This is a genomic window from Cellulomonas hominis, assembly GCF_901521055.1.
Classification (GTDB): Bacteria; Actinomycetota; Actinomycetes; order Actinomycetales; family Cellulomonadaceae; genus Cellulomonas; species Cellulomonas endometrii.
Window position 1 is genome coordinate 1 of record NZ_CABEGA010000078.1, and the last position, 14,787, is coordinate 14,787.

Genomic DNA, 14,787 nt, shown 5'->3' on the forward strand with positions numbered 1-14,787 from the left:
CCCGTCGGCGACCTCCCCGCCGTCCCGCCCGCCGGCGACCTCCCCGCCGTCCCGCCGGAGGCGTTCCCGTCCCCGGAGGCGTCGCCCTCCGCGGGGGCCGGGTGGGCCGTGCGGCTGCCGGACGGCACGATCGCCGGGCTCGACGCGCCGCTGCTCGTCGGGCGGAACCCCGACCCGCAGCCGGGCGTGCGCACGGTGCCGGTCGCGGACCCGAGCCGGTCCGTGTCGAAGAACCACCTCATGCTCGGCGTCGACGACCAGGGCCCGTGGATCGTCGACCGCGGTTCCACGAACGGCACGCTCGTCACCCTCGCGGACGGCCAGCGCATCGTGTGCCTCCCGGACCGCCGCGTGCGGCTCTCGGACGGCTCCCTGGTGACGTTCGGCGACCTCTCGCTGTCGGTGGGGGTCCGCGCCTAGAGTGACGCATGGGCCGCCCGCGGTCTGGTGCGACGATGCAGGACGTCGAGCTGGTGGACGTCGCTGACCGTTCGAGCGCGCCCGGGCCCCGGCGACCGTCCCGGCGTGCGTCCCGCGGCCCCGTGCCGCCAGCGCCCGGTGCGCGGCGGCTCGCAGACGGGGACGCGAGGGCCCCGTCGTCGCCGCACCGCCGCCGGTGGGTGGCCGTGCTGGTGACGGCCGCCGTGCTCGTCGGTGGCGTCCTGGCGGTGGGGGAGGCCGCGTCGCGCGAGGCGCCGGCGGCGGCCGTGCCCGCCGGCATGGTCGCGCCGCTCGACGGGCCGCCGTGGGCCCAGTGGCGGGCGCCCGTGGGCCGGACCGATGACGTGCTGTCCGCGTCCGGCGTGCTCGTGGTGTCGTCGGTGCGCGAACGCAGGTTCACGGTCACGGGGTACGAGGCGACGACGGGCGCCCGGGTCTGGCAGCGCGACCTCGGCGAGGTGTCGGGGACGCGCCCGCTGACGGGCTGCCCGCACGACGGCGGGGACGTCGGTGACGTGGTGCTGTGCGTCGTGGAGCCGCGGCCGTCGCCGGACGACTGGGAGCCCGGCACGGTGCCGTTCCCCGCGCCGGACGAGGGTCCCGTCCACGTGACCGCCATGGACGCGGCGACCGGCGAGGTGCTGAGCCGGTGGACGGTGCACGGGCGGCTCGCGGCGGTCGAGCGCCTGCGGGACGACCTGGTCGTGATGGGCGTCGGGGCGGACGGCCACGCGGAGGTCGGCCGGTATGCGGGCGAGGGCGGGGAGCGGCTCTGGTGGTACCGCGGCGACGAGCGGCTGCGCCTGCGGGAGGGGATCGTCTCGGGGTCCGAGGTCCGGGTGAACGACTCGTTCGTGCTGGTGCAGGGCTGGTCGGCGACCGTCCTCGACGCGCGCACCGGCGACCAGATCAGCACGACGCCGCCGACGTGGTTCGTGGTCGGGGCGCTCGCCGGCGACCTGTTCGGCACCTGGACCAGCGGGGAGGGCGGGAGCGTGCGCGACCGGCACGGCCGCGAGCTGTTCACGACCCGGGCGCTGTTCCCGACCATCACGGCGAGCGACGGGGAGCCGGTCGACCTGCTCGTGATGGACGAGGGCGGGACGCTCGTCGGCCGCACGCTGCCCGGCGGCGCGGAGCGGTGGCGGCTGGACACGTACCGGGCGGTGCGGCTGCAGGTCGACGGCCGCCTCGTGCTGCTGGGGGTCGACGGGTACCAGGTGGTGGAGGTCCGCACGGGGGCGGTCGGGTGGGAGTCCCCGTACAAGGTGCTCATGTGGTGGGCGCCCCTCACGGACGGCCGGCTCGTGCTCGCCGCCGGGAGGTCGGGGACCGGGATGCCGACCATGGAGGCGCGCCGGCTGACCGACGGCCACCTGGAGTGGACGCTGCCGCTCGAGGACGGGGTGCGCTCCGTGTCGGCGGTCGGCGGGCACCTGCTGCTGCGGACCCGCGAGGAGATGATCGTGCTGCGGTGACGCGAGCAGTCCGGATGCTGAGCGCTTGCGGTCCGCCCCTCGGTGCGGGGTAGGGTGCTGATGTGCTCACGCGACGCGACCTCCTTCTTCGCCGCCGCGACGAGGCCCTCTAGGCCGGATCCTCGTCGCGGAGTTCGGTGCGCCGGCTGACCCCCAGCACCCGCGAGGCGAAGGATCCCCCCGATGAGCTACCACGACCGCACCCCCCAGCAGCCGTCCGGCATGCCGGTGCACAAGTACCGCCCGTTCTCCGAGCAGATCCGCGTCGACCTGCCCGACCGGACGTGGCCGACGCAGCAGATCACCAAGGCCCCCCGCTGGTGCGCGGTCGACCTGCGCGACGGCAACCAGGCGCTGATCGAGCCGATGAACGCGGCCCGCAAGCTGGCGATGTTCGAGCTGCTGGTCCAGATGGGCTACAAGGAGATCGAGGTCGGCTTCCCGGCGGCCTCGCAGACGGACTTCGACTTCGTGCGGATGCTCATCGAGGAGGGCCGCATCCCCGACGACGTCGTCATCCAGGTGCTGACCCAGTCCCGTGAGCACCTGATCGAGCGGACGTACGAGGCGATCGCCGGCGCGAAGCAGGCCATCGTGCACCTGTACAACTCGACGTCCGTGCTGCAGCGCGAGGTGGTGTTCCGCAGCGACGAGGACGGCATCGTCGACATCGCGGTCAGCGGCGCGCGGCTCTGCAGGAAGTACGAGGAGACGGTGCCCGGCACCGAGGTCTTCTACGAGTACAGCCCCGAGTCGTACACGGGCACCGAGCTGGAGTTCGCCGTCCGGATCTGCAACGCGGTCCTGGAGGTGTTCGAGCCGACCGCCGACAAGCCGGTGATCATCAACCTGCCGGCGACGGTCGAGATGGCGACGCCGAACGTGTACGCGGACTCCATCGAGTGGATGGGCCGGCACCTGCGGCACCGCGAGAACGTGGTGCTGTCGCTGCACCCCCACAACGACCGCGGCACCGCTGTCGCCGCCGCGGAGCTGGGCTACCTGGCGGGTGCCGACCGCATCGAGGGCTGCCTGTTCGGCAACGGCGAGCGCACCGGCAACGTCTGCCTGGTGACCCTCGGCATGAACCTGTTCAGCCAGGGCGTGGACCCGCAGATCGACTTCAGCGACATCGACCACATCCGCCGCACCGTCGAGCACTGCAACCAGATGCCCGTCCCCGAGCGGCACCCGTACGGCGGCGACCTGGTGTTCACCGCGTTCTCCGGGTCGCACCAGGACGCGATCAAGAAGGGCCTGGACGCCATGGCCGCCCGCGCGGAGGCCGAGGGCGTCGGGGTCGACGACATCGTCTGGGCGGTGCCGTACCTGCCGATCGACCCGAAGGACGTCGGCCGCTCGTACGAGGCGATCATCCGCGTAAACTCCCAGTCCGGGAAGGGCGGCATCTCGTACCTGATGAAGTCCGAGCGCGACCTGGACCTGCCGCGCCGCCTGCAGATCGAGTTCTCGCAGGTCGTGCAGCGGTACACCGACGCGCACGGCACCGAGGTCACCGCGGACGCCCTGTGGCGGATCTTCACCGACGAGTACCTGCCGGTCGAGCCCGGATCGGACCTGGCGCCGTGGGGACGGTTCGCGCTCCGCGGCACCCGGGCCACCAGCGGCGAGGACGGTCCCGACACCCTCACCGTCGACCTGGTCGACGCCGGCACGGAACGGACCGTCGAGGCGTCCGGCAACGGCCCGATCGCGGCGTTCGTCGCGGCGCTGGGCGAGGTCGGCGTGCAGGTGCAGGTGCTCGACTACGCCGAGCACGCGCTGTCCGCCGGCGGCGACGCCACGGCCGCCGCGTACGTCGAGTGCGCGGTCGGCGACCAGACGCTCTGGGGCGTCGGCATCGACCCGTCGATCACCACCGCGTCGCTCAAGGCGATCATCTCCGCGGTCAACCGCGCCCACCGCTGACCCGGCGCCGGCACCCCCTGGACGGGCCGGCCGCCACCCTTGACCGGCCCAGCGCCCGGTCCCGGCACGCTCGCGCCCACCGGCGCGCGACGTCGGGGCCGGGCGTCGCCGTGCCCGGGTGGGGGCGGCCCCTCGCGCGAGGTCGTCAGTCGTGCACGAGGTCGTCACGTGCACCGGACGACCTCGTGCCGATGTGACGACCTCACGGGTCGGGGACGCGGGCGCGGCACGCGGTCGGCGAACGGTGCCGCGCGGGGGGCGCCGGCGGGGGGAGAATGGTCGGCGTGAGCCTCTACCGCGACGAGGCGATCGTGCTGCGCACCCACAAGCTCGGGGAGGCGGACCGGATCGTCACCCTCCTGACCCGCACCCACGGCAAGGTCCGTGCGGTCGGCAAGGGCGTCCGGCGCACCACGTCGCGGTTCGGCTCGCGGCTGGAGCCGTTCATGCACATCGACGTGCAGCTCAGCACGGGCCGGAACCTCGACGTCGTCACGCAGGTCGAGACGATCGGCGCGTACGGCCGCCCGGTGTGCGAGGACTACGCGCTGTACACCGCGGGCACCGTGATGCTGGAGACCGCGGAGCGGCTGGTCGAGGCCGAGCGGGAGCCGGCGCTGCAGCAGTACTGGCTGCTGGTCGGCGCGGTCCGCTCGCTGGCCGCCCGGGAGCACGCGCCGGGCCTGGTGCTCGACTCCTACCTGCTGCGCGCCCTGGCCATCGCGGGCTGGGCGCCGTCGTTCACCGACTGCGCGCGCTGCGGCCGCCCCGGCCCGCACCACTCGTTCGCCGTCGCGCAGGGCGGCGCGGTCTGCGGGTCCTGCCGCCCGCCCGGCGCCACCGCGCCCGCACCGGAGACGCTGGCGCTGCTGGCGGCGCTGCTCGTCGGGGACTGGCCGGTGGCGGACGCGTCCGCCGAGCGGCACCGCAAGGAGGGCAACGGCCTCGTGTCCGCGTACTCGCAGTTCCACCTCGAGCGCACGCTGCGCTCGCTGCCCATGGTCGAGAGGATCTGATGCCGGTTCCGCCGCCCCCGCACCCGAGCGGTGCCCGCCCGCCGGTGCTCCCGCAGGAGCTCGTCCCGCAGCACGTCGCGGTCGTGATGGACGGGAACGGCCGGTGGGCGAACGCCCGCGGCCTGCCGCGCACCGCCGGGCACGCCGCGGGGGAGGCGTCGCTGCTGGACGTCGTCGCCGGTGCGATCGAGATCGGGGTGAAGCACGTGTCCGCGTACGCGTTCTCCACCGAGAACTGGTCGCGGTCGCCGGAGGAGGTGCGGTTCCTCATGGGGTTCAACCGCGACGTGCTGCGCCGCCGGCGGGACCTCATGGACTCCTGGGGGGTGCGGGTCCGGTGGGCGGGCCGGCGTCCGCGGCTGTGGCGCTCGGTGATCAGCGAGCTCGAGGAGGCCGAGCGCCGGACCGTGCACAACACCACGTGCACCCTGACGATGTGCGTCAACTACGGCGGCCGTGCCGAGATCGCGGACGCGGCGAAGGCGATCGCGCAGGACGTCGCGGCCGGCCGGCTCAAGGCGGACAAGGTCACCGAGAAGACGGTCCAGCGCTACCTCGACGAGCCGGACCTGCCGGACGTCGACCTCTTCCTGCGCAGCTCCGGGGAGCAGCGCGTCTCGAACTTCATGATCTGGCAGTCCGCGTACGCGGAGATGGTGTTCCTGGACGAGCCGTGGCCGGACGTGGACCGGCGGCACCTGTGGCGGGCGATCGAGACCTACGCCAGCCGCGACCGCCGCTACGGCAAGGCCGTGGACAAGCCGACGACGGCCTGACCAGCGCGATCGCGCCCACGCGTGTCGGTGGCGGGGCCTAGGTTGAGGGCATGAGCACCCTCACCGTGGGCATGATCACCTTCGACACCACCGACGCCGTCGCGCTCGCGACCTGGTGGGCGCGGCACACCGGCGGGACGGTGCAGGACGAGGCGGGCGGCTGGTTCGTCACCGTCGCCTCGGACGGGCCGACGCTCGCGTTCCAGAAGGTCGCGGACCCGACGCCCGGGAAGAACCGGCTGCACCTGGACCTGCACGTCCCCGACCGGCTCGCCACCGCCGACGCCCTCGTCGCCGACGGCGCCACCCTCGTCGCGGAGCGGGTCATGGGGGACCTGTCCTGGACCGTGCTCGCGGACCCGGACGGGAACCAGTTCTGCCTGGCGCAGCAGGACGGCGCCTGACGGGGCGGCTCAGACGAGCTCGTCCGCCGTCCGGTCGCGGTCGGCGTCGGGGCCGGCCGGCCCGTGGACCGGCGGGCGCCGGCGCAGCACCCGCCACGTGACGAGCGCCGCCAGCGCGACCACGACGCCGGCCAGGGCCCACGGCGACGCCGTCGCGAGCCGCACGCCCGCCCACACCGCCGCGAACCCGACGGTGCCCCAGATGACGGCCCACGCCACGCTGCCCGGCACGGACGCCACCGTGAACCGCAGGTACGGCATCCGCACCAGCCCCGACCCGACGAACACGGCGCTCTGCAGGCCGACGGTCAGGTAGGCGAAGGTCACGGCGAGCGGCCCCCAGCGGTGCACGAGCGCGAGGCCGCGACGGGCGGTGCCGGTCCGCATGAGCCGCTGCACCTGCGAGCGCGCCGCAGCGCGTCGCCGGGACGGGTCGGCGGCGGTCGCGGGCTCCGGGCCGGTGGCCGGATCCTCGGACGGCGCCCCGGGCGCCCGGTCGGCCAGCCGTGCGGCGCCGCTGAACACGCCGCGGCCGAGCCAGTACAGCAGGTGCGACCGGGCCATGACGATGCCGAACAGCGCGGCGACGACGGCCCCGATCGGCCACCCGTCCATGCCGTAGGCCGCCGCCACGTCTGTCACCCGCCCGAGTCTACGAGTGAGGTGACCCTCACCTGTAGGACGGGGGTCACGCGGTCAGTCGCAGGTCGTGCGGGCGGTGCCGATCTCGACGTCGTCGGGGAGCTCGGGGTGCGGGTCGTGCGGGGCGTCCGCGGTCCGCCGCCGGGTGAGCAGCGGCCGGGTGACGGCGGCCATCGCGTAGAGGGCGATGGCGAGCAGCACGATGGTCGCGCCGGGCGGGATGTCCTCCCAGTAGGTGATCGACAGCCCGACCACGCTGACGCCGACGCCGATCCCGCTGGCGATCGCCATGGTCCGGGCGAACGACCCGGCGAGCAGCTGGGCGACCGCGACCGGCACGATCATCAGCGCGCTGACCAGCAGCAGCCCGACCACCCGCATCGCGATGGTCACGGTCAGCGCGGACATCGTGGCGACGACCATGTTGAGCGCGGTGACCGGCAGGCCGGACCCGCGGGCGAACTCCTCGTCGTGGCTGACGGCGAACAGCACGTGCCGCAGGCCGATGCCGACGGCCAGCACCCCGACCGCCAGGGCGACGGTCCACCACAGGTCGCCGGTCGACACGGTGGAGATCGACCCGAACAGGTAGGACACGAGGTTCGCGTTGGTGCCGCCGGCGAGCTTGATCAGCAGCACGCCGCCGGCGATGCCGCCGTAGAACATCAGCGCGAGCGCGAGGTCGCCGGACGTCCGGCCGCGGGCGCGGACCCACTCGATGGCGACGGACCCGATGACGGCGGCGACCACGGCCCCCGGCACGGCGAGCGTGTCCTGCGGCACGAGGCCGGCCCAGGTGCCGACCAGCCAGCCGAGCGCCACGCCGGTGAGCGCGACGTGGCCGATGCCGTCGCCCATCAGGGCGAGGCGCCGCTGCACGAGGAACGTGCCGACGACGGGCGCCGCGGCGCCGACCAGGACGGCGGCGAGCAGGGCCCGCTGCATGAGGGGCGACGACAGCATGGCGCCGAGCGTCTCGAACCACGTCACGGCAGGACCTCCATCGACAGCCCGGTGCTGCCGGCGTCCGGCGGGAGCGGGTCGGCGTGCGGGTGGGTGTGCTCGTGGTCCGGTCCGGCGTGCTCGCCGCGGGGGGTCGGCGGCGGGCCGTCGTAGACGACGCGGCCGTGCCGGAGCGCCACGGCCCGGTCGATCAGCCCGGCGAACGACCCGAGCTCGTGCAGGATGACCAGCACCGTGCCGCCCGCCTCGTGCAGCCGGCGGACCGTCGCGACGAACGTCTCCTGGGTCGGCAGGTCGATGCCGGACGTCGGCTCGTCCAGGACCAGCAGCTCGGGCTCGCGGACCAGCGCGCGGGCGATGAGCACGCGCTGCTGCTGGCCGCCGGACATCTGCAGCACGGAGCGGCGGGCGTGCGCGGCCATGCCGACCTGGTCCAGGGCGGCCAGCGCGCGGCGGCGGGCGTCCCGCGGGGGACGCAGCCGGCGGCCGTGCACCAGGCCCGACATGACGACCTCGAGCGCCGTGGCCGGGACGCCCCCTCCGGCCGGCAGGCGCTGGGGGACGTACCCGATGCGCTCCCACGGCACGCCGTTGCCGAGCGCGCCGCCGAGCAGGTGCACCTCGCCGGCGGACCGCGGCACGATGCTCAGCAGCGCGCGCACCAGCGTGGACTTGCCCGAGCCGTTGGCGCCCAGCAGCGCCACGACCTCGCCCCGGTCGACGCGCAGGTCGACGCCGGACAGGATCTGGTGCCCGCCGAGGGTCACGTCGACGCCGGTGGCCAGCACCGCGGGGGAGCCGGGGGCGTCGCTCATGAGCAGACCAGGGCGGTGCGCAGCGTCTCGAGGTTCGCCTCGGCGACGGACACGTAGTCCTGGGTGTCGTCGGTCAGGCCCTCCAGCGGGTCCAGCACGGCGGTGTCGACGCCCAGCTCGGCCGCGAGGGTCTCGGCGACCTTCGGGCTGGCGAGCGTCTCGAAGAAGATCGTGGAGACCCCCTCGTCCCGGACGACCTGCCCGACCTCGGCCAGGCGCGCGGGGGAGGGCTCGCCCTCCGGGTCGACGCCGGAGATGCCGACCTGCTCGAGGTCGTACCGCTCGGCCAGGTAGGAGAACGCCTCGTGCGTGGTGACGATGGAGCGGCTCTCGCACGTCGCCAGGCCCGCGACGTACCGGGCGTCCAGGTCCGCCATCTGCTGGGCGAACGCCTCGGCGCCCGCGGCGTACTCGTCGGCGTGGTCGGGGTCGATCTCGCTCAGCTGCGCGGCGACGTCGTCGGCGACGGCCGGCAGGCGCGTGGGGTCGAGCCAGAAGTGCGGGTCCAGGGAGCCGTGCCCGTGCTCGTCCTCGTCCGCGTGCTCCTCCTCGTCCGCGTGCTCGCCGTCCTCGGCGTGCTCGGCGGCGTGCAGCTCGGTGTCCTGCGCGGCGTCGACCACGTGGGCGGGCGGGTTCGCGGCCACGGCGTCGTCGACGGACGGCTGGAACTCCGCGAGGTACACGACCAGGTCGGCGCGTCCCACCTCGTCGACCTGCGCGGGGGAGAGCTCGAGGTCGTGCGGCTCGGCCCCGGGCGGGGTGAGGGACTGCACGTCCACCAGGTCGCCGCCCACCTGCTGCGCGACGTACTGCAGCGGGTAGAACGACGCGAGGACGGTCACGCCCTCGCCGGAGCCGGCCGCGTCACCGGGCGAGCACGCGCTCAGGGCCAGGGCCGTGGCGAGGCCCGCGGACGCGGCGAGGGGCAGGGTGCGGCGACGGGGGGGCATGCGGTCCATCATCGACCTGTTGAGAACGAGTGTCAAAACCGGCACGGGCTCGCCTGGGGCGCGGGGCTCGCCTGGGGACGACCGCCGCCCCGGCCGCCCGGACCGGTAGCCTGTCCAGCGATCCCACCCCCGCGTCACCCAGGCGCGCAGGACCCCGGCACCAGGAGCACATCACCGTGGCAGCACCCTCCCGTCTCGACTCCGTCGTCTCCCTCGCCAAGCGGCGCGGGTTCGTGTTCCAGAGCGGCGAGATCTACGGCGGTTCCCGCTCCGCGTGGGACTACGGGCCGCTGGGCGTCGAGCTCAAGGAGAACATCAAGAAGCAGTGGTGGCGGACCGTCGTGCAGAGCCGCGACGACGTCGTCGGCCTCGACTCCGCGGTGATCCTCCCGCGCCAGGTCTGGGTCGCCTCCGGCCACGTCGGCGTGTTCACCGACCCGCTGACCGAGTGCCTGTCCTGCCACAAGCGGTTCCGCGAGGACCACATGCTGGAGGAGTACGAGGAGAAGAAGGGCCGCGCACCCGAGAACGGCCTCGCCGACATCGCCTGCCCCAACTGCGGCACCCGGGGCCAGTGGACCGAGCCCCGCGACTTCAACATGATGCTGAAGACGTACCTCGGCCCCGTCGAGGACGAGTCCGGCCTGCACTACCTGCGGCCGGAGACCGCGCAGGGCATCTTCGTGAACTTCGCGAACGTCCTGACCACCAGCCGCAAGAAGCCGCCGTTCGGCATCGGCCAGATCGGCAAGTCGTTCCGCAACGAGATCACGCCCGGCAACTTCATCTTCCGCACGCGCGAGTTCGAGCAGATGGAGATGGAGTTCTTCGTCGAGCCCGGCACGGACGAGACCTGGCACCAGTACTGGATCGACGCGCGCACCGACTGGTACGTCGACCTGGGCATCTCGCGCGAGAACCTGCGGCACTACGAGCACCCCGCCGAGAAGCTGTCGCACTACTCCAAGCGCACGGTCGACATCGAGTACAAGTTCGGCTTCAGCGGCTCCGAGTGGGGCGAGCTCGAGGGCATCGCGAACCGCACCGACTTCGACCTGTCGACGCACTCGAAGCACTCCGGCCAGGACCTGTCGTACTTCGACCAGACGAAGGACGAGCGCTGGGTGCCGTACGTCATCGAGCCGGCCGCCGGCCTGACGCGGTCCCTCATGGCGTTCCTCATCGAGTCCTACACGGAGGACGAGGCGCCGAACGCGAAGGGCGGCGTCGACAAGCGCACCGTCCTGAAGCTCGACCCGCGCCTCGCGCCCGTCAAGGCCGCCGTGCTGCCCCTGTCCCGCAACGAGCAGCTCTCGCCCAAGGCCCGCGACCTGGCCGCCGAGCTCCGGAAGAGCTGGAACGTCGACTTCGACGACGCCGGCGCGATCGGCCGCCGCTACCGCCGCCAGGACGAGATCGGCACCCCGTTCTGCATCACCGTCGACTTCGACACCCTCGACGACCAGGCCGTCACGATCCGGCACCGCGACGACATGTCGCAGGAGCGGGTCGCGCTCGACCAGGTCACCGGCTACCTCGCGCAGCGCCTGCTCGGGGCCTGAGCCAGCCGGAGCGTGCTCTGAGCGCCACGGGCCACGGCCACCACGCCGGCGACGTCCCCGACCTCGAGGTCGGGCGGCGCGCCCGCGTGGTGGTCGTCCTGCTGCTGGCGGTCGCGCTCGCCGTGACCGTCGCCGGGCTGGTGCTGCTCTGGCCGAGCGGGGACGACCGCCCGACGCTGGACACGACCCCCGAGGGCTCGTCCTACGCCGAGGTCACCGTGACCGACGTCGGGCTGCTGGCCGACGCCGAGGGCGGGCCGGCGCTGCTCGCGGAGACCGGCGACGGGGAGAGCATCACCGTGCAGGTCGCGCCGGAGCAGCTCGACGTGCTCGAGGCGGGGGACACGATCCGCGTCCTCGCGCTGCCGCAGGCGACCGGCGCGGCGCCCTACGTGTTCGTCGACGTGGTCCGCGGCCCGCCGATGGCCCTGCTCGCCGCCGTCCTGGCGGTGCTGGTGCTCGCCGTCGCCCGGCTCCGCGGCCTCGGCGCCCTGGTCGGCCTGGGGGTCTCCGTCGGCGGGATCCTGTGGTTCACGGTGCCGGCGCTCCTGGAGGGCCGGCCCGCGCTGCCGGTCGCGCTGGTCACCGCGTCGGCGCTCATGTTCGTGCTGCTGTACGTCGCGCACGGGGTGTCCGTCCGGACGTCGACCGCGCTGCTCGGGACGCTCGGGGGCCTGCTGGCGACGGGTGCGCTCGCGGTGTGGGCCACCGGCGCCACCCACCTCGACGGCCTGACCGGCGAGCACGCCCTGGACCTGCGGTCGCTCGCACCGGAGGCGGACCTGCGGGGCGTCCTGCTGTGCGGCATGGTGCTCGCGGGGCTCGGCGTGCTGAACGACGTGACGATCACGCAGGCGTCGGCGGTGTGGGAGATGCGGGCGCTGTCGCCCGCCTCCACCCGGCGGGAGCTGTTCGCGGGCGGCATGCGCATCGGGCGCGACCACATCGCCTCGACCGTCTACACCGTCGCGTTCGCCTACCTGGGCGCCGCGCTGCCGCTGGTGCTCCTGGTCGCGATGTCGGACCGGACGCTGCTGGACTCGCTCAGCAGCGGGGAGATCGCCGAGGAGGTCGTCCGGACCCTCGTCGGCTCGATCGGCCTCGTGCTGGCGATCCCCCTGACGACGGCGGTCGCGGCCGCCCTGGTCCCGGCCCCCGCCGCACACCCCGCCCCTGCACCTGCACCCGCACCCGCATCCGCCGCGGAGCCCGCGCCGAGATGACACTCGTCGCCTCTGCCGCGCGGACGGGTGCAGGCGAGCGCTGTCATCTCGGCGCCGGGCGGGTCAGTGCGCGTGGGCGTGCGGGGCGTCCTCCGGGTCGCGGTGGCGCGCCGCCGGGACCGCGCCGGCGACCGTGACCACCAGCGCCGCGATGGCCGTCGTGAGCGGGATCGCCAGCACGAGGCCGATGGAGCTGACCATCGTCCGGACGATCTCCTCCGCGAACTCCCCGCTCGTCAGCGTCGGGCCGAGCGGCAGCTGGTAGATCTCCAGCAGCAGGAGGACCGGCAGCGCCGCTCCGGTGTACGCGAACGCGATTGTGTACACCGTGGACGCGATGTGGTCCCGGCCGATGCGCATGCCGCCGCGGAACAGCTCCCGGCGGGAGGCGCCCGGCGAGGCCGCCCGCAGCTCCCACACCGCCGAGGCCTGCGTGATCGTCACGTCGTTCAGCACGCCCAGGCCGGCGAGCACCAGCCCGCACAGGAACAGCCCGCGCAGCGACGTCGCCCCGGAGTCCCCGAGCAGCTGGGCGAGCCGGTACGAGTCCTCGGACGTCACCCCGGACAGGTGCGCCCACGACGCCCCGAGCACCCCCAGGCCGGCGGTCAGCGCCAGGCCGGCGAGGGTGCCGAGCAGGGCCGCCGACGTCCGCAGCGACAGCCCGTGCGCGAGGTACAGGACCACCACCATGATCAGCGTCGACGCGCTGAGCGCCACGACCACGCCGTTCTCGCCCGCGAGCAGCGCCGGCAGCACGTACCCGCCGATGACCCCGAACGCGATCACCAGGCCCAGCAGCGCCCGCAGCCCGCGCGTGCGCGCCACCAGCACGATCGCCAGCGCGAACGCCAGCCCGAGGGTCACCAGGGGCAGCGTGCGGTCGAAGTCGTGCCACGCCCAGACCTCGGTGTCGGTCGCGGTCGCGGGGTAGTGCTCGACGACGATCCGGGTGCCGGGCCCCACGTCGGCCGGGGTGATCGACGCCGTGGCCCAGAGCTCGACGTCGCGCCCGCGCTCCGAGCCGCTGGTCACGGTCGCCTGCACCCGCAGGCACGGCACCGTCTCCGGGATCGTCCCGTCGACCTCCCGGTCCTCGACGGTGCCCTCGCACTCCTGCGTGGACGTCCCGGTCACGGTGGCGGAGGGGTAGTCGATGTCGACGGCCTCCACGGTCCGGGCGGTGGGCGCGTCCCCGTGCGGCCACGTGAGGGCCATGCCCACGGCTGCGAGCAGGACGAGGGGCAGCAGGACGGCGGCGATGACGCGGCGCGTGCGCAGCGCGGCAGGGGTCGGCACGGGGTGATTCTGCCGTCTGGGGGACAATGGCGTCATGACCGCACCCGTGACCGCCACCCCGGCGCGCCCCGCCACCGCGGGACACGTGCTGCCGCCGCTGCGCATCGGCCCGCTGACCGTCGACACCCCCGTCGTCCTCGCACCGATGGCCGGCGTGACGAACGCGGCGTTCCGGCGCCTGTGCCGGGAGTCGGGCGCGGGGCTCTACGTCGCCGAGATGGTGACCTCCCGGGCGCTGGTCGAGCGCGGCGAGGAGTCGATGCGGATCATCTCGCACGCCCCGGACGAGAAGCCGCGCTCCGTGCAGGTGTACGGCGTCGACCCGGCGACCGTCGGCGCCGCCGTGCACCTCATCGCCTCCGAGGACCGCGCGGACCACATCGACCTGAACTTCGGCTGCCCAGTGCCCAAGGTCACGCGACGCGGCGGCGGGTCCGCCCTGCCCTGGAAGCGGGAGCTGTTCGAGTCGATCCTGCGCGCAGCCGTCGACGCCGCCGCCCCGTACGGGGTGCCGGTCACGGTGAAGATGCGCAAGGGCATCGACGACGACCACCTGACGTACCTGGAGGCGGGGCTCATCGCCCAGGACCTCGGGGTCGCGGCGGTCGCCCTGCACGCCCGCACGGCCGAGCAGTACTACTCCGGCACCGCGGACTGGGAGGCGATCGCCCGCCTCAAGGAGACGGTGACCGACATCCCGGTGCTCGGGAACGGCGACATCTGGTCCGCGGAGGACGCCGTGCGCATGGTCCGGGAGACGGGGTGCGACGGCGTGGTCGTGGGCCGCGGCTGCCAGGGCCGCCCGTGGCTGTTCGCGGACCTCGCGGCGGCGTTCGCCGGGTCGGACGAGCGCGTCACCCCCGGCGCCCGGTACGTCGCGGAGGTCATCCGCCGGCACGCCGAGCTGATGATCGAGGCGTTCGGCGACGAGGGGAAGGCGCTGCGGGAGCTGCGCAAGCACATGGCCTGGTACTGGAAGGGCTACGTGGTCGGCGGCGAGCAGCGCGCGGCCCTCGGCCTCGTGTCGAGCCTGGCGGAGCTGGACGACCGGCTCGCGGCCCTCGACCTCGACCAGCCGTACCCCGGCGAGGCCGCCGAGGGTCAGCGCGGCCGCGCCGGCACCCCCAAGCGCCCGCACCTGCCCGACGGCTGGCTGGAGAGCCGCGAGCTCAGCGAGGACTTCCGCCGCGCCCTGCACGAGGCGGAGCTGAGCGTCAGCGGCGGCTGACCCCGCCCCCGCTCCCGGCCCCGGCCCGGCCCCTATACACATCCTACGCCGCCGACCGAGG

General features: G+C 74.2%; 14 protein-coding genes. 9 read left to right on the top strand and 5 right to left on the bottom strand.

Translation table 11 applies throughout. From position 1 onward, the window contains the following. From KJP73_RS17395 to KJP73_RS17420, 6 genes are all read left to right on the top strand, one after another. Nucleotides 1–420: FHA domain-containing protein (locus KJP73_RS17395; RefSeq protein WP_213284141.1), on the top strand; the 420-nt coding region annotated here is incomplete at its 5' end. A 206-nt stretch (nucleotides 421–626) separates the two neighbouring features. Continuing rightward, nucleotides 627–1,919 carry a PQQ-binding-like beta-propeller repeat protein gene (locus tag KJP73_RS17400; protein WP_213284142.1) on the top strand — a complete coding sequence of 431 codons (1,293 nt, stop codon included), beginning with the start codon at nucleotides 627–629 and terminating at the stop codon, nucleotides 1,917–1,919. 183 nt (nucleotides 1,920–2,102) lie between these two features. Then, the gene (gene leuA / locus KJP73_RS17405; RefSeq protein ID WP_213284143.1) at nucleotides 2,103–3,848 is read left to right on the top strand and encodes a 2-isopropylmalate synthase; all 1,746 of its coding nucleotides are present in this window, start codon (nucleotides 2,103–2,105) and stop codon (nucleotides 3,846–3,848) included. 284 nt (nucleotides 3,849–4,132) lie between these two features. Next, a complete protein-coding gene (gene recO, locus KJP73_RS17410; protein WP_213284144.1) occupies nucleotides 4,133–4,864 on the top strand; it encodes a DNA repair protein RecO in 732 nt (243 codons plus the stop codon). After that, nucleotides 4,864–5,640 (top strand): isoprenyl transferase, encoded by a 777-nt coding sequence (locus tag KJP73_RS17415; protein ID WP_213284145.1) that lies wholly within the window; start codon nucleotides 4,864–4,866, stop codon nucleotides 5,638–5,640. The genes recO and KJP73_RS17415 overlap by 1 nt, the downstream gene beginning before the upstream one ends. 50 nt (nucleotides 5,641–5,690) lie before the next feature. Then, nucleotides 5,691–6,044 carry a VOC family protein gene (locus KJP73_RS17420; RefSeq protein ID WP_213284146.1) on the top strand — a complete coding sequence of 118 codons (354 nt, stop codon included), beginning with the start codon at nucleotides 5,691–5,693 and terminating at the stop codon, nucleotides 6,042–6,044. 9 nt (nucleotides 6,045–6,053) lie between these two features. Here KJP73_RS17420 and KJP73_RS17425 read toward each other — a convergent pair whose 3' ends face one another. From KJP73_RS17425 to KJP73_RS17440, 4 genes are read right to left on the bottom strand one after another with little or no spacing between them, the layout of a single operon-like run. Next, nucleotides 6,054–6,686 carry a DedA family protein gene (locus KJP73_RS17425; protein ID WP_213284147.1) on the bottom strand — a complete coding sequence of 211 codons (633 nt, stop codon included), beginning with the start codon at nucleotides 6,684–6,686 and terminating at the stop codon, nucleotides 6,054–6,056. A 54-nt stretch (nucleotides 6,687–6,740) separates the two neighbouring features. Further along, the gene (locus KJP73_RS17430) at nucleotides 6,741–7,649 is read right to left on the bottom strand and encodes a metal ABC transporter permease (protein WP_433995182.1); all 909 of its coding nucleotides are present in this window, start codon (nucleotides 7,647–7,649) and stop codon (nucleotides 6,741–6,743) included. A 23-nt stretch (nucleotides 7,650–7,672) separates the two neighbouring features. Then, nucleotides 7,673–8,464 carry a metal ABC transporter ATP-binding protein gene (locus KJP73_RS17435; protein WP_213284149.1) on the bottom strand — a complete coding sequence of 264 codons (792 nt, stop codon included), beginning with the start codon at nucleotides 8,462–8,464 and terminating at the stop codon, nucleotides 7,673–7,675. Beyond that, a complete protein-coding gene (locus KJP73_RS17440) occupies nucleotides 8,461–9,414 on the bottom strand; it encodes a metal ABC transporter substrate-binding protein (RefSeq protein WP_249669504.1) in 954 nt (317 codons plus the stop codon). The genes KJP73_RS17435 and KJP73_RS17440 overlap by 4 nt, the downstream gene beginning before the upstream one ends. A 176-nt stretch (nucleotides 9,415–9,590) precedes the next feature. Between KJP73_RS17440 and KJP73_RS17445 the strand changes: the two genes are divergently transcribed. Next, entirely contained in the window at nucleotides 9,591–10,976 is a 1,386-nt protein-coding gene (locus tag KJP73_RS17445; protein ID WP_213284151.1) for a glycine--tRNA ligase, read from the top strand. A gap of 86 nt (nucleotides 10,977–11,062) precedes the next feature. Further along, the gene (locus KJP73_RS17450; protein WP_249669505.1) at nucleotides 11,063–12,199 is read left to right on the top strand and encodes a YibE/F family protein; all 1,137 of its coding nucleotides are present in this window, start codon (nucleotides 11,063–11,065) and stop codon (nucleotides 12,197–12,199) included. A 63-nt stretch (nucleotides 12,200–12,262) separates the two neighbouring features. Here KJP73_RS17450 and KJP73_RS17455 read toward each other — a convergent pair whose 3' ends face one another. Next, entirely contained in the window at nucleotides 12,263–13,498 is a 1,236-nt protein-coding gene (locus tag KJP73_RS17455; RefSeq protein WP_249669506.1) for a YibE/F family protein, read from the bottom strand. Between the two features lie 34 nt (nucleotides 13,499–13,532). On the opposite strand from KJP73_RS17455, the gene dusB reads away from it, so the two are divergent. Then, nucleotides 13,533–14,726 carry a tRNA dihydrouridine synthase DusB gene (dusB, locus tag KJP73_RS17460; protein ID WP_213284153.1) on the top strand — a complete coding sequence of 398 codons (1,194 nt, stop codon included), beginning with the start codon at nucleotides 13,533–13,535 and terminating at the stop codon, nucleotides 14,724–14,726. Nucleotides 14,727–14,787 lie beyond the last annotated feature (61 nt).

Bases quoted from the DNA above. Each gene is read 5' to 3' on its own strand.
- leuA (WP_213284143.1), top strand. From the start codon at position 2,103: ATGAGCTACCACGACCGCACCCCCCAGCAGCCGTCCGGCATGCCGGTG.
- KJP73_RS17415 (WP_213284145.1), top strand. From the start codon at position 4,864: ATGCCGGTTCCGCCGCCCCCGCACCCGAGCGGTGCCCGCCCGCCGGTG.
- KJP73_RS17420 (WP_213284146.1), top strand. From the start codon at position 5,691: ATGAGCACCCTCACCGTGGGCATGATCACCTTCGACACCACCGACGCC.
- KJP73_RS17430 (WP_433995182.1), bottom strand. From the start codon at position 7,649: ATGCTGTCGTCGCCCCTCATGCAGCGGGCCCTGCTCGCCGCCGTCCTG.
- KJP73_RS17435 (WP_213284149.1), bottom strand. From the start codon at position 8,464: ATGAGCGACGCCCCCGGCTCCCCCGCGGTGCTGGCCACCGGCGTCGAC.
- KJP73_RS17440 (WP_249669504.1), bottom strand. From the start codon at position 9,414: ATGCCCCCCCGTCGCCGCACCCTGCCCCTCGCCGCGTCCGCGGGCCTC.
- dusB (WP_213284153.1), top strand. From the start codon at position 13,533: ATGACCGCACCCGTGACCGCCACCCCGGCGCGCCCCGCCACCGCGGGA.